Genomic DNA, 13645 nt, shown 5'->3' with positions numbered 1-13645 from the left:
CATGTTGAAATACCGCCCGGCACACCCGTCCGACACCCAGATGATCATCGACCTGCATGTCTCGATGAGCCGCAGCGCCTATGCGCATATCCTGCCCGAAGCCTACCTGAAGGGTGTTCTTCCGGCCGAGAAGCAGGAGCTTTGGCAAACGCGCTGCGCCGTGCTGCCGTCTCCCGATCACCTCATCATCATTGCCTGCGACGGAGCGGAAATCGCCGGTTTCTGCTGCTTCGTCTTCAACGAGGAAACCGAATTCGGCACCTATCTGAATAACCTCTACGTATCGCCGGTTTTCCAGGGAAAGGGCGTAGCGAAAACGCTTCTTCGCGAGGCACTCTCCACCTTCGAGAATTGGCGAAAAGACCTGCCGGTCCATCTCGTCGCCTTCGCGAAAAATATCCCGGCGACAGCCGTCTATGACCGGCTTGGCGGTTTGGTGATCGAAAGGCGGGAGGTCACACGAGCGGGCAATCCGGGTGTGGAACTGGTACGCTATCAATGGCCCACAGCGCACAACCTTATGGAAAAGCTTGCGGCTTGAATGATGTCGTCGGCCCATAACCGACGCATTCCGGTGCGAAACAGCCCCCATTGGCATCCCGCCACCGAAACCCATGCAGGGAGATCCATTCGATGAACGAGAGCCGTCCCGTCCTGACCCCGTTAGAGAGGCAATATATGGAGATCGACGAGAAGGTCCGGCATGCCATGATGGCCAGGATCTACAAGGCGATCGAGGATGCGACAGCGCAGGCGGCCGAAGAACTGAAATCGACCGAGTGGACGGATGCGCCGCCAGCATACGAATATTTCGTCTCGGTCGCCCACCAGAAGCTCTTCGTCCACCTCTGCGGCGGTGATCCCGAAACCTTTCAGGGCGGCGACCCCGAACTGGCCGCTCATATCCTGAAGAACGGCCAGAACATCGTCGATCATTATTTTATCGGCGCAAAGGTGGAACCCGGTGCAGATAAATCTCCGGCCTGAAGAAGCTTGGCCGCAGGTGGATGTCAACGCCCCTGCATCACCCTTATCATGTTGGGAGTGGGCGTGCTCCAGACAGACTTCACATCTTCATAGGTGATGCGGCCGCTCGCCAATCCGCCGTGCAACCTGTTGCAGAATGTCGATTTCGCCTGCTTTTCCCGCACATTCATCAGCTTGGCCAGATTTCCGGTTCTTTCCGAAGACCAGTGCCTCTTCGTGCAATCGGCAATTGCCTGCGCACGCACCTGGGGGCTGCCTTCAAGCGTCGTCTGCAGCGCATCATATTGCGCGCGCGTAGGCGCACAGGCACTCAAGGCAGCCACCACCGATATTGATGTCAAGATATTGATAAATTTCATTTATATACCTCTATTCCATGGATCTTGCGATAATCCTTCAAGCGAGCGGCCGCAACATCGCCGATCACTATTTCATCGGAAAAAATCAAACCTGCTGTCGGATCGGCGATCAGCCCTACGTCTTCAATGCGAGATGGATCTGCGATCCGCCCAAAATGGGAGAGCCGGACGCAGCAGCAACGGGAGACCTGCCATGAACAAGAACACCATTTGCCTGTGGTACAACAAGGATGCCGAGGATGCGGCCCGGTTTTATGCGCAGACATTTCCCGATAGCGCCGTTGGCGCCGTGATCCGCGCACCCGGCGACTATCCGGATGGCGTCGAGGGCGATGTTCTGGTGGTTGAATTCACCGTTGCCGGTGTGGCCTGCGTTGGCCTCAATGGCGGCCCGCATTTCAAGCACAACGAATCCTTCTCCTTCCAGATTTCCACCGAGGATCAGGAGGAGACGGACCGTTACTGGAATGCCATCGTAGAGAATGGCGGCGAGGAAAGTGATTGCGGCTGGTGCAGGGATCGCTGGGGCATTTCCTGGCAGATCACGCCGCGCACGCTGATGGAGGCGCTTGGAATTGGCGGCGCCGAGGCCAAACGTGCTTTCGATGTGATGATGACGATGAAAAAGATCGACGTTGCCGCAATCGATGCCGCTCGCCGGGGTTGAGGCAAGCTTCTGTCGGCTCTGACCCTGATTGCCGCAGGACAATATGACGTCCTGCTTTAATATCCCTTGCAATCAGGTTGGCCCGAGGAGTATGGAGCGCCCATTCCAACAGGTATCGAGACGATCCCGGTATGGCTCGGGGTCTTTTTCCCGGCTTGTTCCCGGTCGCCATCGAAAATGGCGTCGCGGAGCGCCGAAAGATCATGAAAGCAACAACGGCCTATGCCATCGGCGGCAACGTCATTCTGACCGGCATTCTTCTGATGTTGCTCGGCGACCTGATGTTCGCGCTCAACGATGCCATGGGCAAATGGCTGGTCGCCAGTTTTTCCGTCGGGCAGGTCCTGCTGCTGCGTTCGCTCGGTGCGTTTCTCGTTCTAGGGCCGCTTTTGGCCCGCAATTCGACAGCCTCGCTTTTCAAGGTCGAAAAGCCGGGCCTGCAGTTTGCTCGTGTGGTCATGGCGACCGCAGATACAGGGCTGTTTTACGCCGCTGTCGTCTACCTGCCGCTTGCCGACGTGATGACCTTCTACATGGCCGGACCGATCTATGTCGCGGCGATTTCGCATTTCTTCCTCGGAGAGAGGATCGGCTGGCGGCGCTGGCTGGCGGTCCTTGTCGGTTTCATCGGCGTCATCATCGCGCTTCGCCCGTCGGAGGCGATGCTATCCTGGCCGTCGGTCTTCGCCCTGGTCGGCAGCCTGTCCTTCGCCCTTTCGCTTGTGCTTGGCCGCGTGCTGCGCTCGACGCCCGATGTGACGCTGGTGACCTGGCAGACACTCGGCGCCCTTGTTGCCGGCATCTGGTTCAGCGTCGGCAACTGGAGCCCGTTCACCGGCAGCGAACTTTTCGCGCTGCTTTTGCTCGGCGTCGTCTCCTGCTCGGCGCATCTCCTGATCACCCGCTCGCTCAAGCTCGCGCCGGCCTCGGTTCTCGCCCCGCTGCAATATACGCTGCTGTTATGGGCAATCGTTTTCGGCTGGGCCTTCTTCGGCGATTTCCCCGATGCTCAGACGCTTGCTGGCGCCGCCATCATCGTCATCGCCGGCATGTTCATCTTCCACCGCGCAAAGGTGAAGGATGAGGAGCCGGTCGTGCCGAACAATTCGAGCCACGGGTGAAGCCCGATCGGCATTCCGCTGGATCACTCGTCGAGTGACGCAATGAACGCATCGAACGCGCCGATATCGTAGCGGAACGGGTTGGCGGAAATGTCGTCGGGCGAAAAACCTGTCTCGGGCAATTCCCAGCACATGCGCCCGCCGAGAACTTTTTCCATCTGCTTGTACCATCGGATCAGCGCCGGCTGCAGCAGCACATTCTGATCGAACCGGTCGCGCTGGCGTGACGTATCGCTGTCCCGCTGTTGCCGGGCGATCACCGGGTCTATCATCTTGACGAGATAGGCGTCGGCAAAACCGATCCGTCTTTCCAGAAATGTTGCGCGGCTCGTCTCAAGCTGCAGCTCCCATTGGGACCTCGCAAGAGCGCCGATCTGCAACATGCACCAGTTGTAATGCAGCTTCAGCGGATCCGTGTCGCAGATTGCATGGCCGGTCGCCTGTTCCATCGAAAGCGCATCGCTCCACCGTTTGGCATTCCAGTCCGCCCAGTAATGCGCTGTCGCCAGTCCAATCTCGGGCTGTTCCTTGCGATCGGCCGGATAGCTTTCCCGGATCAGATGAGCCTGCGCATGCTTCCGGCACCATGTGGTCTTGCCCGCAGCACTGATACCCTCGATGACAATGATCATTCACCTCTCCCTGCCTCTTTTAGATAAGCTCATCGGGCATCGTTGATCCGCGCCGTCAACACATGGTCGCGCCATTCTCCGTTGATCTTGAGATAGTCCCTGGCGCGTCCTTCCACCTCGAAGCCGAGGCGGGCAAGAAGCGCGCCGCTGCGGGCGTTTTCCGGTATGTAATTCGCCATTACCCGGTGCAGTCCATAAGTGTTGAACACATGCGGGATTAAGGTATCGAGCACCTCGAACATGATGTTTTTGCCCTGCATCTCGCTATCGATCGAATAGCCGAGATGACAGGCAAGGAAGGCGCCGCGCACCACATTGGTGAAATTTGCGACCGCGATGATTTCGCGACTGCCCTTGAACCGCACGACATACCTGTAGGCAAAACCCCTGAGCGCCTCGCCGGCGAAATCGCGCGCGCGATCCTTCCATGCATCCACTGAATGATAATCCTCCAAGCGCAACGGCTCCCAACGGGCAAGATGCTCGGTATTGCGCAGATAATAGGTGCGAAGATCCTCCGCATCGTCTGTCCGGACAAGGGTGATAAGGGTGCGTTCGGTGCTGATGGGTTGCATGGTGCTGCCTGTGGTTTTAGAGCAATTTCAGCAAACGTGAGAACCGGTTTTGCGTTCGGAATTGCGTCAAAACAAAGAGATAGAGCGATTTCGCGTTTCAAAGAAAAGCGGAAACGCTTCGACGCGTCCCGCGGTGTCGGCCTGTTGCCGCTATCGTGCTCCATACCCGCCATGTCAATCTTCTCCCGGATTGCGATCCACCCCGTTTGCCAAGAGCCCGAACCATGCCCGCAGAAATCAGACCCGCCCTTTTATCCGATATCCCGGCCGTGTTCCGGGTGCGCACCTCGGTACGGGAGAACCATCTCTCCATCGAGCAGCTTTCGCAGATGGGCATTACCAAGGAAGCGGTTGCCGAAATGATCGCCGCATCTTCCTGCGCCTGGGTGGCGGTCGTTGATTATCAGGTCGTAGGCTTCTCGATGATCGATATCGATGAAGCATCGCTTTTTGCTGCCTTCGTTCTTCCAGCCTTTGCGGGAAGGGGACTTGGCAGGCAGCTCGTCTCCGCCGCCGAGGCAGAGCTTTTCAGGCACCACAGCGAAATCTGGCTCGAAACCGGCAGAGAGACCCGGGCGGCCGGTTTTTATCGGTCTCTCGGCTGGGGTAATGAGCAGGATATCGGCCATCTCGATATCCGCCTGACAAAGCGCCGTTCCTGAGGTTCATCCGGCGTATCACCAACAAAAAAAGCCGCCCGCACACCTCGTGCAGACAGCTTCTCCTCGTGCCTGTTCAGGCGATAAATTTAGAACTTCACACCCACGCCGACCTGGAAGACGTGCTGGTTGAAATCGACGTCCAGTCCGCCGATATCGCCGTTGCCATAGTCGTTATAGCGGTATTCCAGCCGGCCGAAGATTTTGTCGGTAAAGGCATGGTCGACACCGGCGCCGATCGTCCAGCCATGCAGGGTGTCGTCGTCGTTGAAGCCGGCAGGCCCGTTAACCTCGACATTGGTCGCAGTCCAGCCGCCGGCGGCATAAACCAGCGTGCGGTCAAAGGCGTAACCGACACGGCCGCGCACGGAACCGGAGAAGCCGCTCTCGGCATCGAAGCCGGCACCGATGTCTTCGTTGTTCCAGTCGTAGTTCACGTCACCTTCGATACCGGCAACGAAACCGTTGGAGAACTGCCAGTTATAGCCGGTAAACGCACCGAGGCGCCATCCATCGAAATTGTCCGAGCCCACGCCCTCAAGGTCACCATCACCCCAGCCATAACCGGTATGGGCACCGAGATAGAAACCTTCCCAGGTAAAGGCCGGCGCGGTTTCGACCGCAACCGGTGCGGTCGGTATCTGCTCCACGGCGTCTGCTGCATAGGCTGCGGTCGATGCGCTGAGAGCGGCGACGGAAGCGGCGAGAATGAAAAGACCCTTCATGGATTTTCCCTCCATAAGCATTGCGTGATGATCAGGATGTAGGAGCGATTGCTAAAAAGGCTGTAGCAAAAATGTCACGCGCCGAAAAATCAATCATGAGGCGCTGATTGCCTGAGCAATTTGCCTTTGATTTGTGCGCTGGAGCATTTTGCTTAATCCGATTCGCGAATCAATTTTCTCCGCTGCCGGAAAGCAGCAGCGGGCCGTTTCCATCGGCAGCCAGCCGGTCGCCGGGATTGCGCAAGGGGCAGGCTTTCAAGGACAGGCAACCACAGCCGATACAGCCGGTCAATTCGTCACGCAGGCGCGAAAGGGTCTCTATCCGTTGGTCCAGTTCCGCCTTCCATACGGCCGAAAGCCGCGCCCAGTCCTTTGCATTCGGCGTGCGTCCCTGCGGCAGGGTTTTCAGCGCCTCGGCAACCTCCTTCAACGGCACGCCGGCCCGTTGCGCCACCCGGATAACGGCGATACGCCGCAGAACATCACGACTGTAGCGCCGGTGGTTGCCGCCATTGCGCCAGCTCTCGATCAGCCCTTCCGCCTCGTAGAAATGCAGCGTCGAGATGGCCACGCCGGAGCGTTCCGCAACCTCTCCCACACTGATCCCCTGAAGCGTTTTGATCTTTTCGGATTTCGTCATTTTTTACCGTTGACCTCAACCAAGGTTGAGATTTTACGGTGCCGATCCTGAACAGGAAAGGCCTGGCTGAAGCAGGCGCGCATGAAAAGGTCTGAATGCAATGACGGAAGTGATCGGGGAGCCGGATGGCCCAATGGGGGATATCAGGCGGGATGGAGCACCGGCTGAGGCCGAAGCCTCGGGTTATGCGAGCCTGTTGAGCGGAGAAAGCGGCCGCATGCTGGCGCTGATCTCGAGCGGCATCGGCCTGCATGCCTTCAACCAGTTCGCCATCGTCGCCGCCATGCCGCTTGCCGCTGCCGAGCTTGGCGGGCGGGACTGGTACAGCTGGGTCTACAGCCTCTATTTTATCGGTTCGATCGCCGGCGGCACGGCGGCTGCTTCCCTCCGCGACCTGCTCGGCGTGCGCAGGGCACTCGCCCTCTCGTCTCTCCTCTTTGCGCTCGGTGGGTTTAACGCCTTTTTCGCACCCGACTTCGGCTGGATCGTCTTCGGGCGCCTGTTGCAGGGCATCGCCGACGGCCTGATCGTGGCGATCTGCTACAGTCTTATCCCGGCGAATTTCTCCTCCTCCCTGATCGCCCGAGTCTTTGCCGTCGAAGCGACCGTCTGGGCGGTAACGGCGCTGCTCGGGCCGCTGATCGGCGGGTTGATGACCGAGGCGATCTCCTGGCGTTCCTCATTCCTGGCCGTGACGCCGTTTCTCATCACCCTTGCGCTGTTCACCTTCCTGACCGAGCCGAAGACCGGCGAGGGCAGGGCGGCAAGTTTCGCGCCCGTTTCCGTCGGGCTCTGCGTCGTCACCGCGCTCATCTTCGCGCTCTCCTCGGCAAGCGGAGAGCCGGTCTGGCAGGCGGCACTTCTGGTTTTCGGCGTTCTGGCGCTGCTTTCGGTCGTCGTCCTCGACGGCCGTTTCGGTCCGCGACTTTTCCCCGCCGGCACCTTTCGCTCCGGTTCGGTGCTCGGCCGTGCCTTCGTGATGCTGTTCCTGATGTCGGCCGGGCATTCCGCCGGCAGCACCTATCTGGCGCTTCTTGTCAGCGAGGTTTTCCGCCTCGGCCCCGCGGTCGTCGGTTATATCGTCGTCACCATGGCGCTGGTCTGGAGCCTCGTCGCCATGTTCGCCAGCCGTTACGAGGCGCTGGCATGGCGGCATGCGACCATGTGGGTCGGGCCGCTCTTCCATCTCATCGGTTTTGTCGCGCTGGCAATCGCCATCGGCCTGCAATGGCTGCCGCTGGTAATCTTCGGCCAGGTCCTGATCGGCATCGGCTTCGGCCTCGCCTGGGCCAATGTCAACGAAGCGGCGATGACTGCTGCCGAAGGCGCTGACCGCGACCGTGCCAGCGCGCTTCTGCCCACCATGTCGACGGCAGGTTATGCGGTCGGTGCCGCCCTTTCCGGCACGATCGCCACCGCAACCGGCCTGACGGCAAGCCTTGCAACGGGAACGGCAGGCGATACCGCCGCATGGCTCTACGGCACAGCCGCCCTCGGCGCGCTGGTGAGCTTCCTTCTCGGCTTCGGCGTGAAGCTCAAGGCGAACTGATCGTCAGGCCTTCAACACGCCTTTCAGCGTCTCGAAAATGCGCGGATCGAGCGTTTGCGAGACGTTGAAACGCATGCAGTTTTTCGCCGATTGCGATAGGCTGAAGGCATTGCCGGGGGCGAGCACGATCTGTTTTTGCAGGCAGGCGCGCGCCACCTCGGCAGCGTCGGTCTCACCGGGAAGCCGGCACCATAAAAACATGCCCGATTGCGGCCGCAGCACCGGCTCGATGCCGATTGCGGCAAGCCTCTCCGTCACCTCGGCCATCGCCTTGGAAAGCCTTGCCCTCAATGTGTCGAGATGCTTGCGATAGCTGCCATCGGACAGCGCTGCATGAACGACCTCTTCAGTCATCCGCCCGCCGGCAAAGGATGTGGCGATCTTGAGATCCGTCAGCCCCTCGATCCAGTCCGGACGCGCCGCGATGAAGCCACAGCGCGCCGCAGCCGACAGCGTTTTCGAAAAACTGCCGATATGGATCACCCGTTCCAGCCCGTCGAATGCGGCAAGTCTCGGTGCCGCAACCGTCTCGAAATCGGCAAAGATATCGTCCTCGACGATCGTCAGGTCGAACTCTTCCGCGATCTTCAGCACCCGATGTGCCGTGACCGGTGAAAGCACGGCCCCGGTCGGATTGTGGATCGCCGAATTGGTGATGTAGAGCCTTGGCCGATGCTCGGAAACAATGGCCGCGAAAGCCGCGAGATCCGGCCCGTTTGCAGTGTAGGGCACGCCGACGATCTTCGCCCGATGCGCCCGCAACAATGCGTGAAAATTGAAGTAACACGGATCGTCGACCAGTACGGTATCGCCGGGCTCGATCAGGAACCGGCAGAGAAGGTCGATCGCCTGCGTGCCGGATTCCGTCAGCATGATCTCTTCCGGCGAGGCCTCGATGCCGCGCTCGCCCATCCGGCGTGATATCAGCCGTCGCAGCGGATAAAGCCCCAGCGGCGTGCCGTAATCCGCAAGCGATGAAGGCTCTGCCCGCGACAAGACCCTGAGCGACTTGCGCATCGCCTCTTCCGGAAGCCATGAAGGCGGCAACCAGCCGCAGCCGGGTTTTAGGCTGTCTTCGCTGCTTTCCAGCGATTGCCGCGAGATCCAGAACGGATCGACCGCCCGGTCGAGTTTCGGCCCCGCCTCGGCAGGTGAAAAGGGCGCCGCCTGGTTGGCGACATAAAACCCCGATCCCGGCCGCGAGACGATCGCCCCTTCCGCCACCAGCCGCTCATAGGCATCGACCACCGTCGATGTGGAAACCGAAAGCGTGCCCGAAAGCGACCGCACCGAAGGCAGCTTTGCCCCGGGCGTCAGTGTCCGTCCGCTTATTCTCTGGCGAACGAAACGCATCACCATCTCGGCCTTGGTCGCCGCTGATCCTGTCGTCAGATCCATGCTTTTGCCTCATCCGTACTGGTGATTGAACCATAACAGTTTTGGATAATTGTATCAGACTGTTTCTGGTGAAGCCATGGTTTCGGGAGGATAAGGATGATGCGTCTTGCCTCCTCTCCCAGCATGCGGGGAGAAGGACGTATGCCGCACCATCGCAATGAACTCGATATCGGCACCCCAGTCGATCGAAATACTGGAGAATGACATGGATCGCGGTCTGTCGGGTTGGATCAACGGTTTTATCGGCGTGCTGATCTTTTCCGGTTCGCTGCCGGCAACGAGGCTTGCTGTGATCGGTTTCGATCCGCTGTTCCTGACGGTCGCCCGCGGCACGATCGCCGGTCTCCTGTCGCTTCTCCTGCTTCTCGCCTTCCGGCAGAAACGGCCGCAAAGCAGCGAGATCGTCTCGCTCGTCATCGTCGCGCTCGGCTGCGTCCTCGGTTTTCCGCTGCTCACCGCACTGGCGCTGCAGCATATCTCGTCAGCCCATTCGGTCGTCTTCATCGGGCTTCTACCGCTTGCAACCGCGATCTTCGGCGTCATTCGCGGCGGTGAACGGCCAAAGCCTGCCTTCTGGATTTTCGCCATCCTCGGCAGCCTTCTCGTCACCGGTTTTGCTCTGGCGCAGGGCGGAACGGTAGCCTCGATCGGCCTCTCCTTCGGCGACTGGCTGATGCTAGCGGCGATCATCGTCTGCGGCCTCGGTTATGCCGAAGGCGCAGCCTTGTCGAAGCGGCTGGGCGGCTGGCAGGTCATCTGCTGGGCGCTGGTCATTTCTCTACCGGTCATGTTGGTCGGCGCGCTTGCGCTGATGCCGGAGACATTCGCAGGCGTCGGTGGCCCGGCCTATGCGGGTCTGGCCTATGTCTCGCTCTTCTCGATGCTGATCGGCTTCATCTTCTGGTATCGCGGCCTCTCGCAGGGCGGCACCGCGACAGTCGGCCAGCTGCAGCTCATCCAGCCGTTTTTCGGTCTGGCACTGGCAGCGCTCCTGCTCGGCGAGCAGGTGACCTCCTCCATGTTCATCGTCACCCTCGGCGTCATCCTCTGCGTCGCCGCGGCGAAGAGGTTTGCGCGGTAGGCGTGGCGAGCGAAGGCTTGGCGTCTGGCTGATCTCCCCCCTTGTGGGGGAGATGCCCGGCAGGGCAGAGGGGGGCGCTTCGCCACACACCCATTGCCAGCCGAGTTCGCCGTATCACCCCCCTCTGTCACTTCGTGACATCTCCCCCACAAGGGGAGAGATCAGTCGGAGCGTTCGGCGCCAACAGCAAGAAAAACGGCGCGCCCCCACCGGAGGCGCGCCGCATAAAAGCCCTTGGCAGGCTTCCTCGAAAACCAGTCCTTACAGAGTTGCGCCCAGCTTGCGCAGGTCGGCCAGGATCGGAGCCTTGGGCAGCCAGATCTTGTCGTATTCGGCAATCACCTTGCCCGCATCGGCGACCTGTACATCCTTGACCGCGATGACCTTGCCGAACTCGTCGAGCAGTTTTGCTTCGTTGGCGACGGTCGCATCGATCTGGGCGTCGAGCGCTTCCTTGGTCAACTTTGTGATCAGCTCACGGTCGGCGGCCGGCACATCCTTCCACACGCGGCCGGAGGCAAGTGCCACGCAGGGCATGAAGATCGCGTTCATCTTCAGCATCGTCTTCGAAACCTTGTCGAAGCGTTGGTTCCACGAGAAGTCGAGATCGGCCTCGAGCCCGTCCACCTGGCCGTTCGACATCGCGTCGAACACCTGCGGCGTCGGGATCGGGGTCGGCGCGGTGCCAAGCAACTGGTAGAAGTCGCGATAGGCCGGCGTCGTGTTGATACGCAGCTTCATGCCGTTCAGGTCGTTGATGCCGCCGATCTCCTTGGCGGTGAAGACGACGCGCATCGTGGTGATGCCCCAGGCGAGACCCAGCGTGCCGGTTTCCTTCGGCAGGACGTCGAGCATCTTCATCGCCAGCGGATCACGCACCAGCTTTGCCACCTTTGCGGTGGAATCGACGACATAAGGCGCGTTGATCGCGGCAATCGAGGGAATGCGCGAACCGAGTTCGGCGGTCATGATCCAGCCGAAATCGAGCGAACCGGCCTGCATCTGCTGCATCATCACCGCTTCGGTGCCGAGCTGGTTTGCCGGGAAGACGGCGAGGTCGAGACGGCCCTTGGTCTCGGCCTTCAGCATTTCGCCGACCTTCAGCGCCGCATTGTTCCACGGATGGCCGGGCGGGGTGGTGATGCCGAGGCGGAAGGTTTTTGCCTCCTGCGCGCGTAGCACGTTCGGCATCGAGAGCGTACCGGCGGCAACGGCGCCGGCTGCCGCCATCGTCGAGTTGCGGAGGAATGATCTGCGGGTAACGGTCATGGTCTAATCCTCTGGAGTTTTATGGTTTTGGGGCAGTTATCTGACGAAATAGGTCGACAGGATCGGAAAGATCGACAGAAGCACGAGCAGCACGCAGGAGGCGAAGAAGAAGGGCAGGGTGACGATAAACATCTTGCCCGGTTTCGCCCCCGTCACCGCCGAGGCGACGAAGAAGCACAGGCCGACCGGCGGCGACAGGAAGCCGAGCACCAGGTTGACCGTGACGACGACGCCGAAATGGATCGGGTCGATGCCGTAGACCTCGGTCGCGATCGGCAACAGGATCGGCACCGTCATGATCAGCCCCGGCGCGCCGTCGATGACGGTGCCTATGACGAGCAGGATGACGTTGACGAGAAGCATGAAGGTGATCGGGTCGGAAGCGATCGTCTGCACCCAGGCGGCGACATTCTGCGGCACCATGCCGTAGACCAGAACCCAGGAGAACACGGCGGCGGCGGCGACCAGCAGCAGCACGACGGCGGAATAGATGCCGGCTTTCAACAGCATCAGCGGCAGGTCGGAGAATTTCAGGTCGCCGATCCAGTAACGCCCGACGAGAACCGCCGCGACCACGCCGACGGCGGCAGCTTCCGTCGCATTGGCAATGCCCGCCATGATCGAGCCGACGATGATGATCGGGATGGACAGCGTCGGCAATGCACCGAGCACGATTCGGAAACGCTGTTTCAGCGTCATCACGTCGCCGCGTGGGTAGTCGTAGCAGAACCAGCCCATCAGCGCGATGACGACACAGAAGATCGCGGTCAGCAGAATGCCGGGCAGCATCCCAGCGGTCAGCATGTCGCCGACCGGAACCTGCGCCAGGACCGAATAGACGACGAACATGATCGACGGCGGAATGATCGGCCCGAGCATACCGGCATAAGCGGTTAGCCCGGCCGCAAAGGTCTTGTCATACCCCTTCTTTTCCATCTCCGGCACCATCATCTGCGCCATGATGGCGACCTGTGCCGTGGCCGAGCCGAGGATCGAGGAGACGAACATGTTGGCGAGCAGGTTCACATAGGCAAGCCCGCCCTTCATCGCGCCGACAAAGGCCATGGTCATGTCGATGATGCGGCGGGTAATGCCGCCGCCATTCATCACTTCGCCGATCAGCACGAAAAGCGGAATGGAGATCAGGCCGTAATTGTCGACCCCACCGAAAAGCTGAACCGGAAAGCTGGCGAACAGAAGCGTATTGCCCGTCGCCCAGATATAGACTGCCGCCGCCATGCAGAGGCAGAGCCCGATCGGCACGCCGACCAGCATGAAGAAGGTAAAGAAAGCGGTCGTGACCATCAGTTGACCCCTTCTGCATTGGCAAATGCAAGCCGCTGCCGTTTCGGAGCGAACTTCATTTCCTCGACGAGATTGGCGGCGGTATGGATCGTCATGGTGACGGCAAACAGCGGCACGACGAGGCTGATCGCCCAGACCGGCCAGTTCAGCGTCTGGGTATATTCGGTATAGAGGAAGTTGAAGCTCTCGCCGGCATATTCCTTGGCGTCGAAGCCGGCAGCCGCAATGCCGATCGGGTCCATCCAGTTCCAGCACATCACGCCGAGCCCGATGGAAAACAGCATGGCAAGCAAGGTCGCGAAGGCCTGCAGGCGTTCGGCATTCTTCCTCTGCAACTTGTCGCTCAGGAGCGTCACGGCGAAATCGAGCCGCAGGCGGGTGAGAGCCGAACCGCCGATGAAGGTGAGCCAGACCATGGCGTAAACTGCCGCCTCATCGACCCAGTAAAGCGGCATGCCGCCATAACGGGTCACCACATTGAGCAGGATGAGGAAAAGCACCAGCGCCATGAAAAATCCGACAAGGAGCTTTTCCACGGCAAGCACGCCTTCCGACAGTCCGATGATTGCGCGTGCGGCTATAGGAGGCGAACCGGGCGGCAGCCCGTTCTCCGTCAAGGCAGTCGTCATAATTTCAGTTCCCTCTTTATTGGGTATAATGTAGATTTTATACATTTCG

General features: G+C 60.2%; 16 protein-coding genes. 7 read left to right on the top strand and 9 right to left on the bottom strand.

Annotated elements, in window-relative coordinates:
• Window position 1: 1 nt before the first annotated feature.
• Both HNQ72_RS10420 and HNQ72_RS10415 read left to right on the top strand, forming a co-directional pair.
• On the top strand, window positions 2-541 hold the full coding sequence (locus HNQ72_RS10420; RefSeq protein ID WP_183992202.1) for a GNAT family N-acetyltransferase: 540 nt from the start codon (window positions 2-4) through the stop codon (window positions 539-541).
• 92 nt (window positions 542-633) lie between these two features.
• Window positions 634-987: a hypothetical protein gene (locus tag HNQ72_RS10415; protein ID WP_183992201.1), complete on the top strand. Its 354-nt coding sequence runs from the start codon at window positions 634-636 to the stop codon at window positions 985-987.
• 23 nt (window positions 988-1010) lie between these two features.
• On the opposite strand, the gene HNQ72_RS10410 is transcribed toward HNQ72_RS10415, so the two are convergent.
• Window positions 1011-1346 carry a hypothetical protein gene (locus HNQ72_RS10410; RefSeq protein ID WP_183992200.1) on the bottom strand — a complete coding sequence of 112 codons (336 nt, stop codon included), beginning with the start codon at window positions 1344-1346 and terminating at the stop codon, window positions 1011-1013.
• 193 nt (window positions 1347-1539) lie between these two features.
• Between HNQ72_RS10410 and HNQ72_RS10405 the strand changes: the two genes are divergently transcribed.
• Together HNQ72_RS10405 and HNQ72_RS10400 are read left to right on the top strand one after the other, a co-directional pair.
• Window positions 1540-2013 carry a VOC family protein gene (locus HNQ72_RS10405; RefSeq protein ID WP_183992199.1) on the top strand — a complete coding sequence of 158 codons (474 nt, stop codon included), beginning with the start codon at window positions 1540-1542 and terminating at the stop codon, window positions 2011-2013.
• Window positions 2014-2216: 203 nt separating this feature from the next.
• Complete coding sequence (locus HNQ72_RS10400) at window positions 2217-3134, top strand: DMT family transporter (protein ID WP_183992198.1); 918 nt, start codon at window positions 2217-2219, stop codon at window positions 3132-3134.
• Window positions 3135-3157: 23 nt separating this feature from the next.
• On the opposite strand, the gene HNQ72_RS10395 is transcribed toward HNQ72_RS10400, so the two are convergent.
• Window positions 3158-3766 carry a hypothetical protein gene (locus HNQ72_RS10395; RefSeq protein ID WP_183992197.1) on the bottom strand — a complete coding sequence of 203 codons (609 nt, stop codon included), beginning with the start codon at window positions 3764-3766 and terminating at the stop codon, window positions 3158-3160.
• 29 nt (window positions 3767-3795) lie between these two features.
• Window positions 3796-4341, bottom strand: a complete 546-nt coding sequence (locus HNQ72_RS10390) for a GNAT family N-acetyltransferase (protein WP_183992196.1) — start codon at window positions 4339-4341, stop codon at window positions 3796-3798.
• A 224-nt stretch (window positions 4342-4565) separates the two neighbouring features.
• On the opposite strand from HNQ72_RS10390, the gene HNQ72_RS10385 reads away from it, so the two are divergent.
• Window positions 4566-5003, top strand: coding sequence for a GNAT family N-acetyltransferase (locus HNQ72_RS10385; RefSeq protein ID WP_183992195.1), 438 nt, complete (start codon window positions 4566-4568; stop codon window positions 5001-5003).
• A gap of 86 nt (window positions 5004-5089) precedes the next feature.
• Here HNQ72_RS10385 and HNQ72_RS10380 read toward each other — a convergent pair whose 3' ends face one another.
• Together HNQ72_RS10380 and soxR are read right to left on the bottom strand one after the other, a co-directional pair.
• Window positions 5090-5725, bottom strand: a complete 636-nt coding sequence (locus HNQ72_RS10380; RefSeq protein ID WP_183992194.1) for an outer membrane protein — start codon at window positions 5723-5725, stop codon at window positions 5090-5092.
• 169 nt (window positions 5726-5894) lie between these two features.
• Window positions 5895-6365, bottom strand: coding sequence for a redox-sensitive transcriptional activator SoxR (gene soxR / locus HNQ72_RS10375; protein ID WP_183992193.1), 471 nt, complete (start codon window positions 6363-6365; stop codon window positions 5895-5897).
• Window positions 6366-6498: 133 nt separating this feature from the next.
• Between soxR and HNQ72_RS10370 the strand changes: the two genes are divergently transcribed.
• Window positions 6499-7914 carry an MFS transporter gene (locus tag HNQ72_RS10370; protein ID WP_183992192.1) on the top strand — a complete coding sequence of 472 codons (1416 nt, stop codon included), beginning with the start codon at window positions 6499-6501 and terminating at the stop codon, window positions 7912-7914.
• Window positions 7915-7917: 3 nt separating this feature from the next.
• On the opposite strand, the gene HNQ72_RS10365 is transcribed toward HNQ72_RS10370, so the two are convergent.
• Window positions 7918-9312 (bottom strand): aminotransferase-like domain-containing protein, encoded by a 1395-nt coding sequence (locus HNQ72_RS10365; protein WP_183992191.1) that lies wholly within the window; start codon window positions 9310-9312, stop codon window positions 7918-7920.
• A gap of 205 nt (window positions 9313-9517) precedes the next feature.
• Between HNQ72_RS10365 and HNQ72_RS10360 the strand changes: the two genes are divergently transcribed.
• Window positions 9518-10393, top strand: a complete 876-nt coding sequence (locus HNQ72_RS10360; protein WP_183992190.1) for a DMT family transporter — start codon at window positions 9518-9520, stop codon at window positions 10391-10393.
• Between the two features lie 261 nt (window positions 10394-10654).
• Here the strand turns inward: HNQ72_RS10360 and HNQ72_RS10355 are convergent, their stop codons facing one another.
• Genes HNQ72_RS10355 through HNQ72_RS10345 form a run of 3 tightly spaced genes read right to left on the bottom strand, consistent with a single transcriptional unit; the run spans window position 10655 to window position 13596 of the window.
• Window positions 10655-11662 (bottom strand): TRAP transporter substrate-binding protein, encoded by a 1008-nt coding sequence (locus tag HNQ72_RS10355; RefSeq protein WP_183992189.1) that lies wholly within the window; start codon window positions 11660-11662, stop codon window positions 10655-10657.
• A 36-nt stretch (window positions 11663-11698) separates the two neighbouring features.
• Window positions 11699-12967, bottom strand: coding sequence for a TRAP transporter large permease (locus HNQ72_RS10350; RefSeq protein WP_183992188.1), 1269 nt, complete (start codon window positions 12965-12967; stop codon window positions 11699-11701).
• A complete protein-coding gene (locus tag HNQ72_RS10345; RefSeq protein ID WP_183992187.1) occupies window positions 12967-13596 on the bottom strand; it encodes a TRAP transporter small permease in 630 nt (209 codons plus the stop codon). Before HNQ72_RS10345 ends, HNQ72_RS10350 begins: the two co-directional genes overlap by 1 nt.
• Window positions 13597-13645: the final 49 nt, after the last annotated feature.

It is taken from the genome of Aliirhizobium wenxiniae (assembly GCF_014201355.1).
GTDB lineage: Bacteria > Pseudomonadota > Alphaproteobacteria > Rhizobiales > Rhizobiaceae > Neorhizobium > Neorhizobium wenxiniae.
This window is presented reverse-complemented; position numbering and strand designations above follow the sequence as displayed.